Source organism: Sphingobacterium humi, from assembly GCF_009768885.1.
In the GTDB taxonomy this organism is placed as follows: domain Bacteria; phylum Bacteroidota; class Bacteroidia; order Sphingobacteriales; family Sphingobacteriaceae; genus Sphingobacterium; species Sphingobacterium humi.
Window position 1 is genome coordinate 393,701 of record NZ_WSQA01000002.1, and the last position, 17,724, is coordinate 411,424.

The 17,724-nt window shown below is 39.1% G+C and carries 13 protein-coding genes; 8 read left to right on the forward strand and 5 right to left on the reverse strand.

What is annotated here, in order from left to right; genetic code table 11:
* The first annotated feature begins 225 nt into the window (after positions 1 to 225).
* From GQF63_RS04010 to GQF63_RS04020, 3 genes are all read left to right on the forward strand, one after another.
* Positions 226 to 459: a hypothetical protein gene (locus GQF63_RS04010; protein ID WP_160367818.1), complete on the forward strand. Its 234-nt coding sequence runs from the start codon at positions 226 to 228 to the stop codon at positions 457 to 459.
* 405 nt (positions 460 to 864) lie between these two features.
* Positions 865 to 1,896: a DNA topoisomerase IB gene (locus tag GQF63_RS04015; protein WP_160367819.1), complete on the forward strand. Its 1,032-nt coding sequence runs from the start codon at positions 865 to 867 to the stop codon at positions 1,894 to 1,896.
* A 13-nt stretch (positions 1,897 to 1,909) separates the two neighbouring features.
* On the forward strand, positions 1,910 to 2,614 hold the full coding sequence (locus GQF63_RS04020) for an SMUG2 DNA glycosylase family protein (RefSeq protein WP_212592459.1): 705 nt from the start codon (positions 1,910 to 1,912) through the stop codon (positions 2,612 to 2,614).
* A gap of 33 nt (positions 2,615 to 2,647) precedes the next feature.
* On the opposite strand, the gene GQF63_RS04025 is transcribed toward GQF63_RS04020, so the two are convergent.
* Complete coding sequence (locus GQF63_RS04025; RefSeq protein WP_160367820.1) at positions 2,648 to 3,289, reverse strand: dual OB domain-containing protein; 642 nt, start codon at positions 3,287 to 3,289, stop codon at positions 2,648 to 2,650.
* 385 nt (positions 3,290 to 3,674) lie between these two features.
* Positions 3,675 to 4,229 (reverse strand): DUF488 domain-containing protein, encoded by a 555-nt coding sequence (locus GQF63_RS04030; RefSeq protein ID WP_160367821.1) that lies wholly within the window; start codon positions 4,227 to 4,229, stop codon positions 3,675 to 3,677.
* 759 nt (positions 4,230 to 4,988) lie between these two features.
* Between GQF63_RS04030 and GQF63_RS04035 the strand changes: the two genes are divergently transcribed.
* The 5 genes from GQF63_RS04035 to GQF63_RS04055 all read left to right on the forward strand — a co-directional run bounded on the left by GQF63_RS04035 (position 4,989) and on the right by GQF63_RS04055 (position 13,847).
* Positions 4,989 to 7,592, forward strand: coding sequence for a TonB-dependent receptor (locus GQF63_RS04035; protein WP_160367822.1), 2,604 nt, complete (start codon positions 4,989 to 4,991; stop codon positions 7,590 to 7,592).
* 21 nt (positions 7,593 to 7,613) lie between these two features.
* Positions 7,614 to 8,816 (forward strand): DUF4876 domain-containing protein, encoded by a 1,203-nt coding sequence (locus GQF63_RS04040; protein ID WP_160367823.1) that lies wholly within the window; start codon positions 7,614 to 7,616, stop codon positions 8,814 to 8,816.
* A gap of 16 nt (positions 8,817 to 8,832) precedes the next feature.
* Positions 8,833 to 10,392, forward strand: a complete 1,560-nt coding sequence (locus GQF63_RS04045) for a DUF6850 family outer membrane beta-barrel protein (RefSeq protein WP_212592460.1) — start codon at positions 8,833 to 8,835, stop codon at positions 10,390 to 10,392.
* 10 nt (positions 10,393 to 10,402) lie between these two features.
* Entirely contained in the window at positions 10,403 to 11,542 is a 1,140-nt protein-coding gene (locus GQF63_RS04050) for a cytochrome-c peroxidase (protein WP_160367825.1), read from the forward strand.
* Between the two features lie 130 nt (positions 11,543 to 11,672).
* Positions 11,673 to 13,847 (forward strand): S9 family peptidase, encoded by a 2,175-nt coding sequence (locus GQF63_RS04055; RefSeq protein WP_160367826.1) that lies wholly within the window; start codon positions 11,673 to 11,675, stop codon positions 13,845 to 13,847.
* 75 nt (positions 13,848 to 13,922) lie between these two features.
* On the opposite strand, the gene GQF63_RS04060 is transcribed toward GQF63_RS04055, so the two are convergent.
* The 3 genes from GQF63_RS04060 to GQF63_RS04070 form a co-directional block, all read right to left on the reverse strand.
* Entirely contained in the window at positions 13,923 to 14,840 is a 918-nt protein-coding gene (locus GQF63_RS04060; protein ID WP_212592461.1) for a sugar phosphate isomerase/epimerase family protein, read from the reverse strand.
* A gap of 45 nt (positions 14,841 to 14,885) precedes the next feature.
* Positions 14,886 to 16,157 (reverse strand): MBL fold metallo-hydrolase, encoded by a 1,272-nt coding sequence (locus GQF63_RS04065; protein ID WP_160367827.1) that lies wholly within the window; start codon positions 16,155 to 16,157, stop codon positions 14,886 to 14,888.
* 102 nt (positions 16,158 to 16,259) lie between these two features.
* Positions 16,260 to 17,723: a thioredoxin family protein gene (locus GQF63_RS04070; RefSeq protein ID WP_160367828.1), complete on the reverse strand. Its 1,464-nt coding sequence runs from the start codon at positions 17,721 to 17,723 to the stop codon at positions 16,260 to 16,262.
* Position 17,724: the final 1 nt, after the last annotated feature.

A 17,724-nucleotide genomic window follows, 5' to 3' on the forward strand; every position in this document is an offset into this window, starting at 1 on the left:
AAACTGTCTGGCTAATTCCGTAAATCGACCTAATTCAGACTCCCTTTTTTCCATTAAGAAGTGTCGTTCAAGGCTTCAACTATATTCTTTGTATCCATCCATCAGATTCATATTTTCAGAAATAAAAATAAAATAACCGGTATAGTTTACTGACTTGACTAGACAAATTCACAGTGTATACGATCTACCGGTAAAACTATTCTTGGAATAAGCGGTTATTCTACTATGGAACTCAACAGAACATTTACGCATATGCATCAGGATCGGGAGATTCGATTCAGTGTAACATACGACATCAACACACATTCTTTTAATGTTGTGGAAGATGACAGTATAAATTATATGTTAACCTTTAATTCGGCGACCCGAGAATGGACGACTACAGAAGATCCGAAACCATCTATACCTGTAGCTGAATTAGCCCAATTGGTACAGCAGCATTTTGGCGTCTTTGTATAGGTTATAAACCTATTCTCCAAATTGCCGATCTTTTCTTATGGAAGCCTTAGATCACTGTACGCATTCAGGTACCAAGGGGGCGGGATTTTATCCTATTGAAGCAAAACTAACGTGAAGCTTCAAATAGCACTTGTTCCTGTTACAGCTGTCCAAAATTTTGGGCTACATTTTTATCGTATTTAAGTAAAAAATATAAGCTAATAACCCGATTAACCTAGTATTTACCGAAGTTTCATAAACTAAAAGGAGCTGTTAAATGTTCTGCCTTGAAAGCAAAAAGAAGCCCGATAGTGGTAAGGCGGTGCCTACTCCCCTTTTATTGAAGTCGGATTGCGTGCTATTCCACACCTAGCTGATCAGTCATGGGAACGAACAGTATTCATTAATAAAAGGTATATTAGACCAGTGATCAGTACATATAACCCCTTAAAGAATAAAAAGATCCGGTATGTAGACTGTAATTCAGCAGGCTATCGCCGCCTTGCGAAAGGCAAAGGATTTAGCTATAAAGACCAGGAAAACAAAACCATTCGTGATGCGAAAATAATCGCGCGCATCAAAGCTCTGGTTATCCCCCCAAATTGGGAGCAGGTATGGATATGCCCAATTGCGACCGGGCATATTCAAGCGACTGGCATCGATGCGAAAGGCCGCAAACAATATATCTATCATCTCTCTTGGGTACTCTCCCAGGATAAAGATAAATTTGCTTTCTTAGCCGACTTTGGCGAAAAGCTTCCGGAGCTCCGTAAAAAAATCAACCGCGATTTAAATCGAAAATCCTTTGATCTAAAAAAGGTGACAGCATTGGCCCTACGTGTCATCGATTTAACGTCCATGCGCCCCGGAAATCAGGCCTATTTAAAACAGAATGGTTCCTATGGCTTAACGACTTTAGAGAAAAAACACCTGAAAATAGAGAAGGAGGCCATTCAATTTAACTACATCGGCAAAAAGGGAGTCCCCCAAGAAAAGCTCCTTAAAAACAAAAAAATAGCGAAGGAGTTAAAGGCATTGAAATCGCTGCCGGGCTCGCCCTTATTCAAATATTACGATAAGAATCAGGAGCTTCATGGCATAGATTCGGCTCACCTGAATTTATACTTGCAGTCTTTTTACAAAAAGCACCTTAGCTGCAAAACATTCAGAACCTGGAATGCCTGCTTCAACAGTTTGGCATTCTTACTGGATCAACCGATGGCAGATTCACCCAAAGAACGCCAAAAAACTGTGCGAGAACTGGTTAAAACTGTAGCGGAAAGCCTTGGAAATACAGCCGCTGTAGCCAAAAAGAACTACATCTTACCTGCCATCCTTACGCAATACGAGGCTGGGCACTTAGACAGCTGGTTGAAAGCGAATGCACAGAAAACTAAAACCCAACGCAAAAGGATAATCCAGCAAAAATTACTCAAACTCATCAAAGAATACCGTTAAAAAACCTTGAACAATGATACCAAGTTTTGCTGATAAGGTGGTTGATTTCAACCGAAACTTACATTGTAATATCACCCTACCCGATGGCTTTGATAGCTTAAACCCCTTTCTTAGCAATCCGGAAACCATGAAGGTGATGCATGCCTTTTATCAGAAATATTATGCGGATAATCGTCCGCGCCATTTTATCATAGGCATCAATCCCAGTCGGCATGGTGCAGGTGTAACAGGCGTGCCTTTTACCGATACAAAACGCTTGAAATCTGTATGCGATATCGAAATGTTAACCGCCCATACCCATGAAATTTCATCGCTATTTCTTTACGATGCCATCGAGGCCTTCGGCGGAGCCGATCTTTTTTATAAAAACTTCTATATCAACTCCCCTTTCCCCTTAGCCATCGTAAAACATGTGGGCCAGGGAAAAATGGTGAACGCCAATTATTACGATGATCCTAAATTGTTTGAAGCCCTAAAACCTTTCATGATTTCCTCCATGGAGAAGCATATTTCATTAGGCCTGAAAACTGATAAGGTGATTATTCTGGGAAAGAAAAATGCAGATTACTTGCGAAAACTTAATAAGGAAGCGAAGCTATTTGAGGAAGCGATTGTTTTAGAACATCCGCGTTATATTCAGCAGTATAAATCGAAAGATCGGATGGGATATATTGATAAGTATATTCAAACTTTTATGGAGGTTGCGGGGTTGGGGTAGGTGGATTTTTGGGTCTTAGAGGAAATCATCAGCTTAATCCGAACGATTTCCAAGGTCATACCATCCAGAGAGCTGTAACCAGCATTTTGGCTGCTCTTCATCGTTAAATGTTTTCCATCTTGCCAAGGACACCCTTAACAATGTTCCTGCTGGAATAACTGGAACAGATTCTTCAATTCCCTTATATTTTATATTTCTCCAACCAATACGGGAATTGTATTGATATCTTACCCCTTTATAATCGTAACGTTTTAAATCTTTATCACTTATCCAAAAACCAACACTATGACTTGGAACTCCACCGTTTTCATCAATATACCCTTTACCTGTGGGAGTCCATTGTATTAATTTATCGAAAAGTTCATCAGGATGCCCTCGCCAAATTGAAATATTTTTACTTTCTAAAAATTCTTTAACGGAAATTTTATCTTCAAGACTTTCCCGCTGACCTATATTAAGAACTAAAATATCTTCTACATGGGGTAGTTTATTATTTTTTCGCTCTATAAATTCAATTTCCAAAATTTGTCTGGGAGCTAAATCTACACTTCTTGGTAGGTAATTTTCTTGCTTATCAAATAACCTAATATGCCGACCGGACCAGGTTAATCCGCCCATACAAACTTGGCCATTATTCATTTGAGTTTTTGAAAGGATTAACGCCAATTCTTTCATAAATGTGTAATTTTATGACCAAGTTGTTCAAGATTATTTATAAAATAATCAAAATTGAATTTGCTTAAAATGATTTCTTTATAGGCATTTATAAATACCTTTTCTAATTTAACTCTATCTCGGTTTGACTTTTTTTGCTGTTCATCAGCCTTTTTTTGAATTTGACGAACTTCAGTGCTGGGTGCTAAATTAATTAGGTGTCCATATTTTATGCCAGTACATTAAGTTTTTCGTGCAGGCGCCTACTATTTACATATGCATATTTTGAGCCTTTTATTCCTCTTTTTTGCCTAATATCACAAAAAGAGTCTATATGGTTTGCAGTTAGCATATTAAAGAATGCTGATTCGATTAAATTGAATACGCCATTACTAAAGAACTCCATTTAATAGATTTTTCTTGAGGTAAAATCCATAGTATTACCAAAAAGATCAACTGTTCCTTTCCCTTTGGTTAATTCATTCATAACCATCTGCTGAGATTTAATTTTATTTGCGGCCACAATATGCTTAATAGCAATGTTGTTTTTCAACAATTCTTGTCCAATAAGCTTACTCCTATGACAGTTTTCCGGTTTAGTTTCACTACACATTATAGCAAGACGAACCTGCTTGTCATTTGCTCTTGTTAGTCGGTTTAAACCTTCTTTGAAAAAATCCTTCTCTTTTATGTAATCATAAACTACTTTCCCTTCCAAATCATAACACGTTCTATCTTCTGGAAGTCCACCAAGTGTATCGCCGACAAATACATATACCATTCCATTCGTCTTCAATTCAAATTCAAGTACATCTTGATTGAATTGCGGATTCCACTTTGAAAATGGTTTTGAACGAATATCAAGAAGATATTCAATATTAAAAGACTTTAATTCGAAAATAAAGTCTTCAATACGTTTATTCCCGTGTCCTATTGAATATATTGTTGAATGATTCATCATGTGCAATTTACGAAATTATGATCATATAGTTTATTTCAAGCGACTTTGATTTTTATGAATATAAACTTGTTTACCTTTACTATTTTGTAGCCTTGAACTAACTTCTCTGCATCCAGAATTTAAATCCAATTTCCTACCCATCTAAATAATTTAGGGTAACAATGAATACTAACAATAAGCTGTAAATAACCTGATCTCAAATTGCTTCTTATTCACCCTAAACCAATAACAAAACACCCCCCTTTCACACCCCTACCTTCAGCCTTTGCAAAGGGGATTGATACGGGTGTGAAAAGGGTTTGAAAGGGAAGTGAAAAGGGAGTTGACAGAAGGAGTCCTTGCATATTTATAAACAATTTCACCTTTTGCCTACTTTGAATCTTTCCATTATCCCAATTGATTTTTCCAAAAAGGGCCAGTAAATTCAATTAAACAATTCTTCAGAAAGAGTTTTATTTTTAGCGATATTAATTATTTGTTAAAGAAATAATTTGATTTATTATAGCTTTGACCGCGCACTCTTCAAACAGAGAAGGATCAATGCATATTTTTTGTTATTATTTATTTATTTACTCTCGACCTAAATGGCTGTTAGTCATCGCATCTATATGTATAGCAATAGCGTGTCAAAGCCAAACGCCTCAGCGAACAATAAAACCAATTCAAATACTTGTCGTGGATTCCTTGGGCCAGCAACCTTTACCTGCCTCAACTATAAAAGATCAATACAATACTACTGCAATTACTTCCCCAAACGGAATGGCTACGTTATTTCCGAGTACCAAGCAAGTAAAACTTACGATATCCTTATTAGGGTATGCTGTCTATACCAAAAGTATTTTCACGGATACGATTAAAAGCCTAATCAAAATAAATTTACAGACGAACCAGCAAATTTTACAAGAGGTCTATATCACAGGGCAAGAAAAGAACGGAATAACCAGTGCAACCCTTATCCGAAAAGAAGCTATGGAGGTATTGCAACCTAGCAGTTTTGCCGACTTACTAGAATTATTACCGGGCAAGCGTTTTCAAAAGCCTCAACTTACCAGTGCAAACCCCATGGCTTTACGCGAAACGGGGGTAAATGACAAAAACTATCAGATGGCAATATATGGCGGAATATCGTTTGTAATTGATGGGCAGGCTAAAAGTGTACAAAGTAATTTGCAAAGCACAGGGTTATCCGATATGCTTATAGATCCACAATCAGGATATGCGAATGCAAGTAGAAACATACTTGGATTAGGCGTCGACATGCGAACCCTAGCTACCGATCATATTCAGGAAATAGAAGTTATACGAGGCATCCCCTCGGTTCAATATGGCAATTTAACGAGTGGCCTAGTGACGGTAAAACGAAAAGCAGGCGCCAGCCCATTAAGCCTCCGTTTTAAATCGGATGGCTTAAGCAAATTATTTTATATCGGAAAGGGTCTTGAAATAAATGAAAATAAAAACATTTATGTAGGCATAGACTTTTTACAGGCATTCGAAGAACCAACTAACCCTTATGAAAATTTCAATAGACTGGGTAGTATTATTAAATATGAAAAATCTTGGCATTCAAATACGCATAGTAAGTGGATTTGGCAGTCGTCCCTCGATTTGCATTCAACTTTGGATAGGGAAAAAACAGATGTAGATCAAGGGAACAGCAAGATCAATAAATACACTTCCAAGCAAAGCGGATTTACTATTAGCGAATACCTGAAAAGAGAACAGTTGGGTCAACAACGGCTAACAAATTTAGAATTATGGTTATCCCTAGACTTACAGCAGCAAACCATCGAGCAAACAAAATGGATTCAGCTAACAAATCCAGTAGCTATTCCCCATAGCTTAAATGAAGGCGAGCACGATGGCATCTACCTCCCGGGACAATACACTTCCAATTTATTAATTAAAGGACTACCCATTGCCTTAAATTCCAAAATATTAGTGAGCAAAAGTTTGGATAAACTTTGGATGAAACATAAGCTAAATTTAGGGTCTGAATGGACTTACGACAAGAATTTAGGTCAAGGGCAGGTTTACAATACTCTCCTTCCGCCCTTCTATGGTTCTGGGAACAGACCGAAAGTCTTTAAAAGCATTCTAGCAAATCAAGAGCTTTCCTTTTTTATGGAAGACCAAATCTCTTGGCTTGTCCATAAGCATCACCTTCAATTTATTATTGGAATACGAAATATGCATATGCTCGGCATCCCTTCGAATTTTGAAAATTTAAAGCGTTGGAAATGGGATCCAAGAATTCAATTTGCATGGGGTTTTCCTACCTTCCAACTCTTTAATAAACCAATTCAAGTAAACATGGATATGGGTTGGGGAACCGCCAGTAGAAAACCATATATGACGCAATTATCGCCTGAGCTGTTATATTGGGATTTTATTCAACTCAATTTTTTTCATGAAAATCCCGCATATAGACGAGTTAACTTTCAAACGTATCATCAACTCCCCTATAACCCTAGAATCAATTACGCGGTGAATTCTAAGAAAGAAATCCGGCTATCCATTAGGTATGCCAATAGTTATTTCACCATAAGTTCTTTTGAAGAATTGATGAAGAATGGTTTTCGTATTAATCAACACTATCGATCTTTTCCCTTTAAACGTTATCAGATCGATTCTGGGTATGTGAATCAGTTGCAAGGCCCTCCAGAACTCGAAAAACTAAACTATATACAAGAAAAACAACTACGCACATATTCCGTGATAGAAAATGGCACGCAGGTAAGAAAAAAAGGGATAGAATTTCAAATAACAAGCCCACGATTTTCATTCTTAAACAGTAGAATCACCGCTGATGGCGCCTGGTATTTAAGCAATTACCAAAATAGCATCCCCGTATATAAAGAACCGAAAAGCCCAATCCTATTCAATGGAGTTCGAATGCAATATTTAGGACTTTACCAAATGGATGAAGGCTATATTAATGAAGTTTTCAGTAATAAAATCTCCATTGATCATTACCTTAAACATATAGGCTTTACCTTTTTTAGTTCTTATCAGTTCCGGTGGTTTGAAACACGGAAAAGTGCATGGAATGATGGCCTTCCTTTCCGCTATGTGGATATTAATGGAAGCGAAAGAGACTTTAGTCCTTCGGAATTAGCTAATCCCCAATTACGTCAGCTTGTCATCCTTTATGGTAAGGATGCATTCAATAAAAGGCGATATCCTTTGCAAACAACCATCAACATGAAGGCGAGTAAAGAAATAGGCAAACTGATTAAACTTTCCATGTATGTAAATAGCTTATTCTCCTATACCAAAAGTTCCAAAGGCTCAGCAAATCAAAAGAAAGCAAAGGGTATAAATAGCCCATATTTTGGCATGGAACTTAATTTTCAACTATAACATAAATAAATATAATAACTCATGAGAATACCAAACATTAGCATTTTTTTACTAGCCCTTTCCATATTGTTTTTACTTGGATGTAAAAAAGATGCCCCTGTAGACAGTGCATTAACGGTACAGTTTCAGGCTGAATTCCCGAATGACTTGACCGATTTTAAACTGAAAGAGATTAATGTTGTCGCTAAGGAAATAAATACCGGATTGGAAACAAAAACAAGCAGTAACCAAGCTAATTTTACGATGAAGCTCCCCTCGGGTTTATACGATATTCAAATTAATGGCTCTGCCAGTTATAATTTAGATGGAGAGCAAAAGGAAAGCCCCATTACGGCCTATGTTGAGCGCCGACAAATTGTTGAAGGTAAGCTTAATGTGGTCTTTTCCCTATTTCTTTCCAGAACGGACGGCGGATTTGTAATTGAGGAGTTATTTTTTGCGGGGAATAATACGCCAGAGAATGAACTATATCTAGGCGACCGCTACATAAAAATATACAACAACAGCGAAAACGTGCTGTATGCTGATGGATTAGCGATTGCGGGCACCACTTTTTCCACAGTAGAACGTTACGATTATCAGCCGAACATCATGCCTGAGGCTGTAGCTGTAAATGCTATCATTATGATTCCTGGCAGCGGAAAAGAATATCCAGTACAACCAGGAGGCTCCATTATCATAGCTGAAACGGCCATTAATCATAAAGAATATAATAATAAAGCTATTAATCTGTCGAATGCGGATTTTGAAATGCTCGATCCGGATGATGACGAGGATGTTGATAATCCTAAAGTGACAAACATGATTAACTTCTTGGATAAACTCGTTATTCACAATCGTGGTTACCAAACTTTTGTATTGGCGAAAATACCATTAAATCAACAAGCTTTTGCGCAAAACCATGCCTACAACTATAGTTATAAGTTTGAGTTTGAAGGGTTCAACATGGATATGGAAGAATCAACCTTTAAAATTCCTAATACATGGATCGTTGATGCTGTAAATCTGAGTGTACAATCTGAATTTAAATGGATTGTAACCGCTCCTAGCTTAGATAAAGGATGGACATATTGCGGAAAATACGATGGCGATAAAAGTCGATTTGGAAGATCAGTAAAAAGAAAAGTCTTAAGCCGCAGCGCTAAAGGTTATTCCATCTTGAAAGATACGAACAACTCATCTGTTGACTTTGAAGCGGAGGCAAGCCCTTCCTTAATAAACTAAGCAATAGCGAAGCAAAATGACTGCATCATGCATTAGAAGTCATATCAACACAGGTATATTCGGGCTAATTTTCCTATTATCAGCCCGAATTACCTATGCTCAGGAATCAAAGCCAATAGCTATAGACCTTTGGCGGGAAATGCTTCAGCATCGTCTAGAACACTATTTATTGAAAAGAGAAGCGGCAGAAAGGAACCCTGTTCTTTTTCAAACAGATAGTTTAGAGCAATTCACCTTAATTCAGGCATTTACAAAAACAACAAGGCAACAGGTTTTTGATCCGCAACTTGGCAATGGTAAACAAATAAATGGAATCCAATCTCAAGGGTTTAAACGCTTGGGAACTCAGCAATCTATTTGGGGTAGGGCCAAATATGCTCAAGAAAACCATAAAAACATTTCTTGGAATGAAAACAAGGATATAGAATGGATATATCCCTACCTGACAGCAGACAGTGTTGGTGGGCATTTAACATCTGAGACTTATTCCATCGCAGGAGGTTATAACCGGGTGATTAGAAGACAGATTATTGGGATTTCTGCTTCCTATTTAGCAAGTACGCAATTCCGTCAAACCGATCCTAGACCTGCTAATAACAGTGCAGAACTCAGCTTACAACTCGGAGCGAGCCGGCAAATCAATGCTTATCGAACAGCAATAGGTCTGGTTTATCAAAACTATAGTCAATTAAGTTCCATAACCATTAAAAACCCACATCAAAGTCCTAGTTTTTACCAGCTTATCGGCATGGGGATGGATCAAAAGGTTTTATGGGGTAAAAATACAACAAGTTATTTTTCGGGTCATTCGCATGGCATCAATTTTCAAATGCTCCCAAAAAAGCAAGAGGGGGTTTATTGCATACTGGATTTAAAACGATTTTATATCGAAAAGTCAATAAATAACATAGGTTCCATAATAAGTGCATTTGCTAAAAGTGAGAGGAAGGAAGTTGCATTAGCCTATCGCAAGGAAAGAAGCAATCAAGCTTTAACAGCAAGGATAAAGTATATTGAATATGAACGGAAAGGCACGAGTTTTCTTTTTGACCAGCAATATTCAGGCACTTTCATAAAAATCGGTGAAAGACAGGATTTCAATCATCGCGTGCAAACACTTAATACAGCAATAACCTTCCTACATAATTTTATAGACAACAGCCTAGTTGCATCCATCACACCCATTGGCGTCTATCAGCATAACCGAATGGATTATAGCATAGACCAGCGATCTTGGGATTACAAATCTATGGCCTATGGAATGGAAGGAAAATTTCAGAAACTGCAGCGTAGGAATAGGCTTTGGGAATTACAGATAGGCTATAAAAAACAAGTGCCTGAAACTAAAAATAAAGTCTTTAACCTCATTTTAGAAAACAAGGGTTTGGAGGCTTTGCAAAATCAGCAATTCGAATATTATACTGCTGCCTTTTCCAATTATAATCTTACCCTGAATTACCATCAGGCTTTAGCAAAATCTATGGTATTATTAGTTGGCTTGGAAAGCAATCTACAATACTTTAACGGGAAAGGTTACAATAAGGGTATTGGCCTTTCACTAGGGATTGCCATATAAGTATGAATTTATGTTTTCTACTAATCGCTTTATAAAAGTTTTACTGCCCATCTTTGTACCGGCCTTTTATTGTATTCAGCATCTTTTTTATAAACCAGGAAACCATTATGAAAATTTACGATCAAAGTATGCTCAACCTATTGATAAATGGCCTAAACCTTGGGTTGATTTAAATGTTCCGTGGGAAGAACTCGAAGGTTTACCCTATGATGTAAGTTTTTTTGAGGAACAAGAGCAACCCATAGCTGAATTAGGGAAATTATTATTCTTTGACCCGCGTCTATCGGGTTCGAATCAGATTTCCTGCAGTAGCTGTCATGATCCACAATTAGGTTGGTCAGATGGTAGGGATGTAGCCTTAGGAAATGATCACTTGCAAGGACATCGAAATAGTATATCCATATTAAATGTAAAACACCGCAGGCAGCTCTTTTGGGATGGTCGTGTGAAAGCTTTGGAAGATCAAGCCTTAAGTCCTATCCTAGCCCATCATGAAATGGCTAGTGATACGACACAGCTTATTGCAAAATTAAAAAGAATTAAGGGCTATACACCTCATTTTGAACTAGCCTTTAGGGCTAAGAAATGGGGTATAAACGAAATTCTGGAAGCCCTAGCTGCCTTTCAACAGACGATTAAAGGTAGGCAAAGTAGGTTTGATTTATTTGTTGCAGGTGATTATACCAAACTTTCAGACCAAGAGATTAAAGGATTACACCTTTTTCGTACCAAGGGGCGTTGCATGAACTGTCATTATGGCCCCTATTTTACAGATCATAAATTTCACAATATTGGTTTAACCTATTATAAAAGGGATTATCAGGATCTCGGTCGCTTCCATATCACACAGAATCCAGAAGATGTTGGTCGCTTCCAAACGCCCATGTTAAGGGATGTGATGAACAGTGGCCCATGGATGCATAATGGTTTATTTGATGATATGGAAGGGATCATTAGTTTATACAATACTGGGATGCAAACGATAAACCCCAGCAAGGAGGAAAAGCTTGCAGACCCGCTATTTCCGATAACAGACCCTTTATTAAAACCTTTGCAGCTAGATATCGAAGAAATTGAAGCGATTGCAGCCTTTATGCAAAGTATTACAGCTACAGCATATAAAATGGAGAGGCCTAAATTGCCGAACTAAAACGAGCTTAATCCAAACCCCTTACCCTACAAACGATTATTTCCCATTACCCCAAACCTTATGTAATAAAATTTTGATGAAAAATATTCAAACTATTAACTAATTTCGTGAGCAATAAGATTAACAATTAATGAAAAAACTAGTAATATTACTATTATTGAGCTCCAGTTATGCCTACGGTCAGCGCAATTTCACGATTGAAGAGACAGTATTTGGCCCTGGTAAATATGCGCCGAAAAATCTATATGCGCAGCAATGGATTTCAGGCACGGATGCACTCACCCACGTTGATAGCACCTTCCAAAACCTATTGGTTCGGAATGCGAAGGAAAATTGGCTGGCAAAATCCTTAATTACGGCCAAAGATCTGCAAGAAGCGGTTTCTAAAATCATTACGGACGAGAAGTTCATCATCCGTCGTTTTCCGATGGACTACCAATGGGAGGATGCTAAGCATATCAACTTTCAGTTGGAAGCAGAAAAAAACAGCTACGGCATTTCCTACGATTTAGCCAGTAAAACGGCCAAGATTACCTCTAAAATTCCGTCCGGACAAGAGGATGTAACCTATAGCGAGGCGAATACACAAACAGCCTACCTGATTGGTAATAATATTGAGATCTTAACCGCCGATGGGCGTAAAATTACCGTAACGCAAGATACGGTTGACGGCATTGTGAATGGAAGTTCAAAAACGCATAGAAATGAGTTTGGCGTAGATCGCGGTATGTGGTGGTCGCCGGACAGCAAAAAGTTACTATACTACCGTAAAGACGAGTCTATGGTGACAAACTATCCATTACCGCAATGGGACAGCCGCGTCGCCAGCATCAAAAACATCCGTTATCCGATGGCGGGTATGAAGAGCGAGGAAGTAACCTTGCATATCTTTAATACCGAAACCAATGCCTATGTGCAATTGCAAACTGGGGAACCCAAGGAACAATACCTAACGATCGTGACCTGGGATCCTTCTGGTGAATATATTTACGTTGGGGTATTAAATCGCGGTCAAGATCATCTGAAGCTGAATAAATACAATGCTAAATCAGGTGCTTTTATGCAAACCCTATTTGAGGAGAAATCGACTACTTGGGTGGAACCTCAAAAACCATTGACCTTCTTGCCAAATAATGCTAACCAGTTTTTATACCAAACGGATAAGGATGGCTACAACCAACTTTACCTTTATAAAACAGATGGCAGCTTGGTTCGTCACTTAGGTTTCAATGATGTAATTGTTGAGGAACTGCAAGGATTCGACCAGAAAGGCCAAAAAGCCTATTATATTGGCGCCTGCAATAATGGTATGGAACGTCAGCTTTTCGAAGTTGAGTTAAAAAATAGCAAAACACGCCAATTGACACAAACCAGTGCTGTCCACCAAGCTTCGGTAAGCCCGACAGGCAAATACATTTGGGATCAATATAGCAACCTGAGCACGGCCAATAAGATTCAAATAATCGATGGTAAATCGAATAAAAGTCAGGAGATTTTAACCGCAGCTAATCCTTTTGAAGGCAAGATCGCTCTTCCTAAAATTGAGTTTAAGGAATTCACTTCGGCGGATGGCAAAACTCCTTTGAATGCAAGGATTACATACCCAGCTAATTTCGACCCGGCCAAGAAATACCCGGTTATGGTTTATTTATATGGCGGATCGCATGCGCAGCTTGTCACCAACAGGTGGTTAGGCGGTGTAGGCTATTTCGATCTTTATATGGCGCAGAAAGGCTACTTAGTCTTCACACTCGACAACCGCGGTTCGGATGCGCGTGGTCGTGACTTCACCCGTGTTACACACCGTAAACTGGGCGAGGCAGAAATGGCCGATCAAATGGTCGGGATTTCCTACCTGCAATCGCTTCCTTATGTAGATCGTGAAAACATGGGCATCTTTGGATGGAGCTTCGGCGGATTTATGACCAGCTCTTTCATGACCAAGCATAATGACATCTTTAAAGCGGCTGTTGCCGGTGGTCCTGTAATCGACTGGAAATATTATGAGGTGATGTATGGCGAACGCTATATGGATACACCTCAGGAAAACCCTGATGGCTATGCTAAGACTTCCATGTTGAATAAAGCCGACAAATTGAAAGGTAATTTATTGATTATTCATGGTGCGCAAGACCCTGTGGTGGTGCAGCAGCATAGCATGGAATTCATTGAGCAATGTATTAAGGCCGGTAAGCAAGTCGATTACTTCTTGTACCCAACCCATGAACACAATGTGATGGGTAGAGACCGCATCCATATGTACGATAAAATTGCCAAGTATTTTGATTTACATCTAAAGAAATAACGGCAATAGCATTCCTTTATAAGCATAAAAAAGCAGGACCAAAAAGTCCTGCTTTTTTAATGTTCAGTATACTGTTTAAGCTTTACTATAACTGATAATTTTATCCAAGGCTTTAGAAAGTGCTGCCAAATGGGTTCGATCTCCTGCCGAGACCTCTAGGGTCATCCAACCACCTTGGTAATTAATCTCATTAATTTTCTTCATCACCAAAGGCCAGTTTATATCGCCTTCTGTAAGGGGCACATTAAAACCTTTTCCTAATCCCTGATTCATCATAATATCACGGCTAAATTCCTTAACATGCAACTTGACAATACGCTTATTTAAAGTTTCTATCCAGTGTTCGGGCCAGCCATAACGTAGCACATTGCCAATATCAAAATACCAACCTACGAGGGGATGGCCAATTTCATCGACAAAGCGTTTTGCTTCAACAGGACTTAGGATAAAATTATTCCAAACATTTTCCAACCCTATCTTTACCCCTGTTTTTTCAGCAGTAGGAATAAGCCGTTTAACCGATTCCTGCGCATTTTTATAGGCGGTTTCGTAAGATACCTTATCATTAACTACTCCAGGAACTACCAACACTGTATCTGCTCCTAATTCTTTCGCTTGCTGCAGGGTTTTAGCTACTGAATCAACAATAAAGTCGCGAACTGCTTGATCCGGATCGGATAAGGGTTTCGCCCAATGGTGGTGATTCACCATCGCCGGCACTTTAATTCCCGTCTGTTCGCTTGCTTTTATAATATCCCTCAATGGTTCGCCCATTGGGCCATTAAATTCAATGCCATCGAAGCCTAGGTCTTTCACCAGTTTAAACTTATCTAATAGCGGTATATCTTCTTTAATCATGCCAAAGCCGAGGGCTTTTTTCAAGCTTACAGCTTGTGTCTGCTGGCTGGGAATCATCGTGGCTCCCCCCATTTTAGGCAAAGCTTGTGTAGCCACAGCTAGACCAATGGCTTTTAAAAAGTCTTTTCGAATCATAGTTTAGATCAATAGCATTGTTATTAAAACCCTAAAATAATAAAATTATCGGGTTTCCTGTCGACTGGAAGCATCAGGTTGAAAAGGACCATAGACTGCTTTGATGCGATGATCGGGTTTTGTGGCATCTAACACATAAATGGTATAGGATTTCCCCTGATCTGCCACCTTCACGATGATATGCCCATCGGCTAGTACATCTTTCAAAAAAGGCTTAACAGCGGGCATTTGTTTTTTGCTTTCAGGGAAGTGGGTAAATAATAGCTTTGTATCTTTATTACTTGGTGAATTAGCGATCATACGGTTCATTACTTCCGGTTGAATATGCTCTTGATCCCATACGGGAATAATAAAGAATTTACTTTGTATAGCTTGCACAAAACCCGCGCTCATGGCATCGAGATAAGCGTGGTGGTTGGCCTTACTCACTTCAACTGGGCCACACATCTTTGCCGAATAGGCTTCTATATCCACTGTTTTTTTATCCTCATCTAAGAATGCTCCACTTAAATCGCCTCCAGAATAATAGCTAAACGGACCGTAATCGAGACGAATGCCACAGCTCATGGTATTCTCATTCCAACTGCTCTGATTGGTTTGGTTGGCCTGATAATACAAGGTATCTACCTCTTGGTTCCTGGGGTTCCAAACCATCCCATTACTAAATAGATTCCGGATGGAAAAGTTGGGGTATTTTTTATGGGATTTATTTAGATTGAATTGAGTAGTAGATCCCAATTGAAAAGCTTCTACCTGAAAGGATTTTTGCGAAAGCTGCCATTGAATAAAGTTCATATAATTCTGAATGTCTTCATTCTGTGTTAAATCGATCGGGAAATTATAATTCGGATAAGCCCGATCAACCACACGATTAAACTGAATGGTTTCGGCCACTTGGGCAACGCCTGAAAGTTGATAGTTAGGCTTTCTATGGCTGCTCATACCCTGCCCTTTCTTGGCACCCCCGATATGATCGTTATGGAAATGAGAGATTAATAGATAATCGACATTTTCACGCTTAGGATTCACCTTCTTAATGTAATTGGCCACCAAGGTTCCTGCTCTTTTCGATGAATCGGGCAATAATGGGGTCATCAAAGCATATTCTTCGGGGTCAGGATCAAAATCACCGGCATCAATCAGCATGCTGGTGCCATCGGGTAATATCAAAAAGCTAGATTCCCCCCGGCCGGTATAAATATGATGGATTTCGATTTCGCCGGGTTTCCAGGCAGGAAAAGCTTTTCCAATTTCCGTGTCTTGGCTTTTAGCTAAAAAAGGCATACAGAACAGCAGCCCTAAGTAGAATTGATTCATAAGCGTAATTGATAGTTCAGGTTTTATCAATTTACGGATCTTAATTTGAATAATAAAATGGAAAGGCCCGGCAGGTACCTAGACCTGCAAGGGCCTTTTATTTTACTGCATGAATGATTTCAACTTTTCGATAAAGGTATTTACGGCATAAACCCCAACTAAACGTCCTACTTCCTTGCCCTCTTTGTTAAACACTAAAAAGGTAGGATAAGCTGTAATGTTATGCTCTTTTAGGAAGGCTTTCCCTTCTCCGGACTCGCCATCCATTTTCAAAGGAACAACATGTTGATGCATAAATTCACCAACCTCATCCTTTGCAAAAACGTCCATATCCATTTGTTTGCATGGCCCACACCAAGTGGCATAAACATCAACAAAAAGATATTTATCCTTTAGCTTGGCCATACCTAATGCCGTTTTAAATGGCAGATGCTCAAATTGAACACCATTTTTTTGGTTTACATTCCGAATACTCGTCAAGGTGCGGTTTAAGCGTCGCTGGGCATAATCAGACTGCTCAGGGATATACTTCAACAACAAAGCTTCTTGCAATGCATTTACAGCGACAGAATCAGCGCTATGATCCGGTTTTAACCTTTCCAATAGCATCAATACCTGAATGGTATTAAGTTTAGGCAATTGCTGTTGCAAAACTTGTAGATAGGACATGCGGGGAAGCTTTTCCATATTGGCTTTAGCAATAGCTGCTAAAGGCATGATTTCAGGATGCTCCTGAATACCTGCTTCCTCAAAATAATGCAAAACATCCTGATACAACAGCTGATCCTTTTCCGTATCTAACGTGGTATTGGCCAAGACAAAATACATTAAATCGCGACGGATCATTTTGGTAAAGTAGTTATCTACCGCTTGGTCACCAAGAGACTGCCGGTATTCGGCTTGATGCGCGAATAGATCCGCAATCCGAGGGTGCTGCCGATCGATGGTATAGCGATTGAAAACAAACCAGTTTACGGGGTCTAAGCGTTGTTTGAGGGTTAAGTTTGCATAATAATCCGCAATAACCTCAAAACCACTGGCCTCCTCTCCTTTCTTCATCAATATAAAGGCATAGTCGTTTACCAATTCCGGACTACGTTCCATGGCGGCATAACGCTTGATGATCTGCTCGTCCGTACGATCTACATTGATGGTTTTCTTTATGTTTTCAGCAAATAAGCTAATCGGTTGCGCGCCGGTAACTCGTCCTACCTCCTGCTCATCAGGATTCAAAACCACAAAAGTGGGATAGGCTTGAATCTTATGCTTTCTGGCGAGAGGTAACCCCTCGCCTTTCTCAGCATTTAATTGCAACAGTATAAATTGACCAGCAAGAAGGTATGCTGTTTGCGGGTGCTGCAATACCTCTTTATCCATTTTCTTGCATGGCACACACCAATCGGTATAAAAATCGATTATGATGTATTTATGTTCCTTTTTAGCATATTGAACAGCATCGGCATAGACCTTGAACTTGCTGAAGCTAACCGTATCAAGTCTTCCTGCTGCCATTCCCATACTACACAGCATCATAAATCCAAGGAAACAAGCCCATTGCTTTCTCATC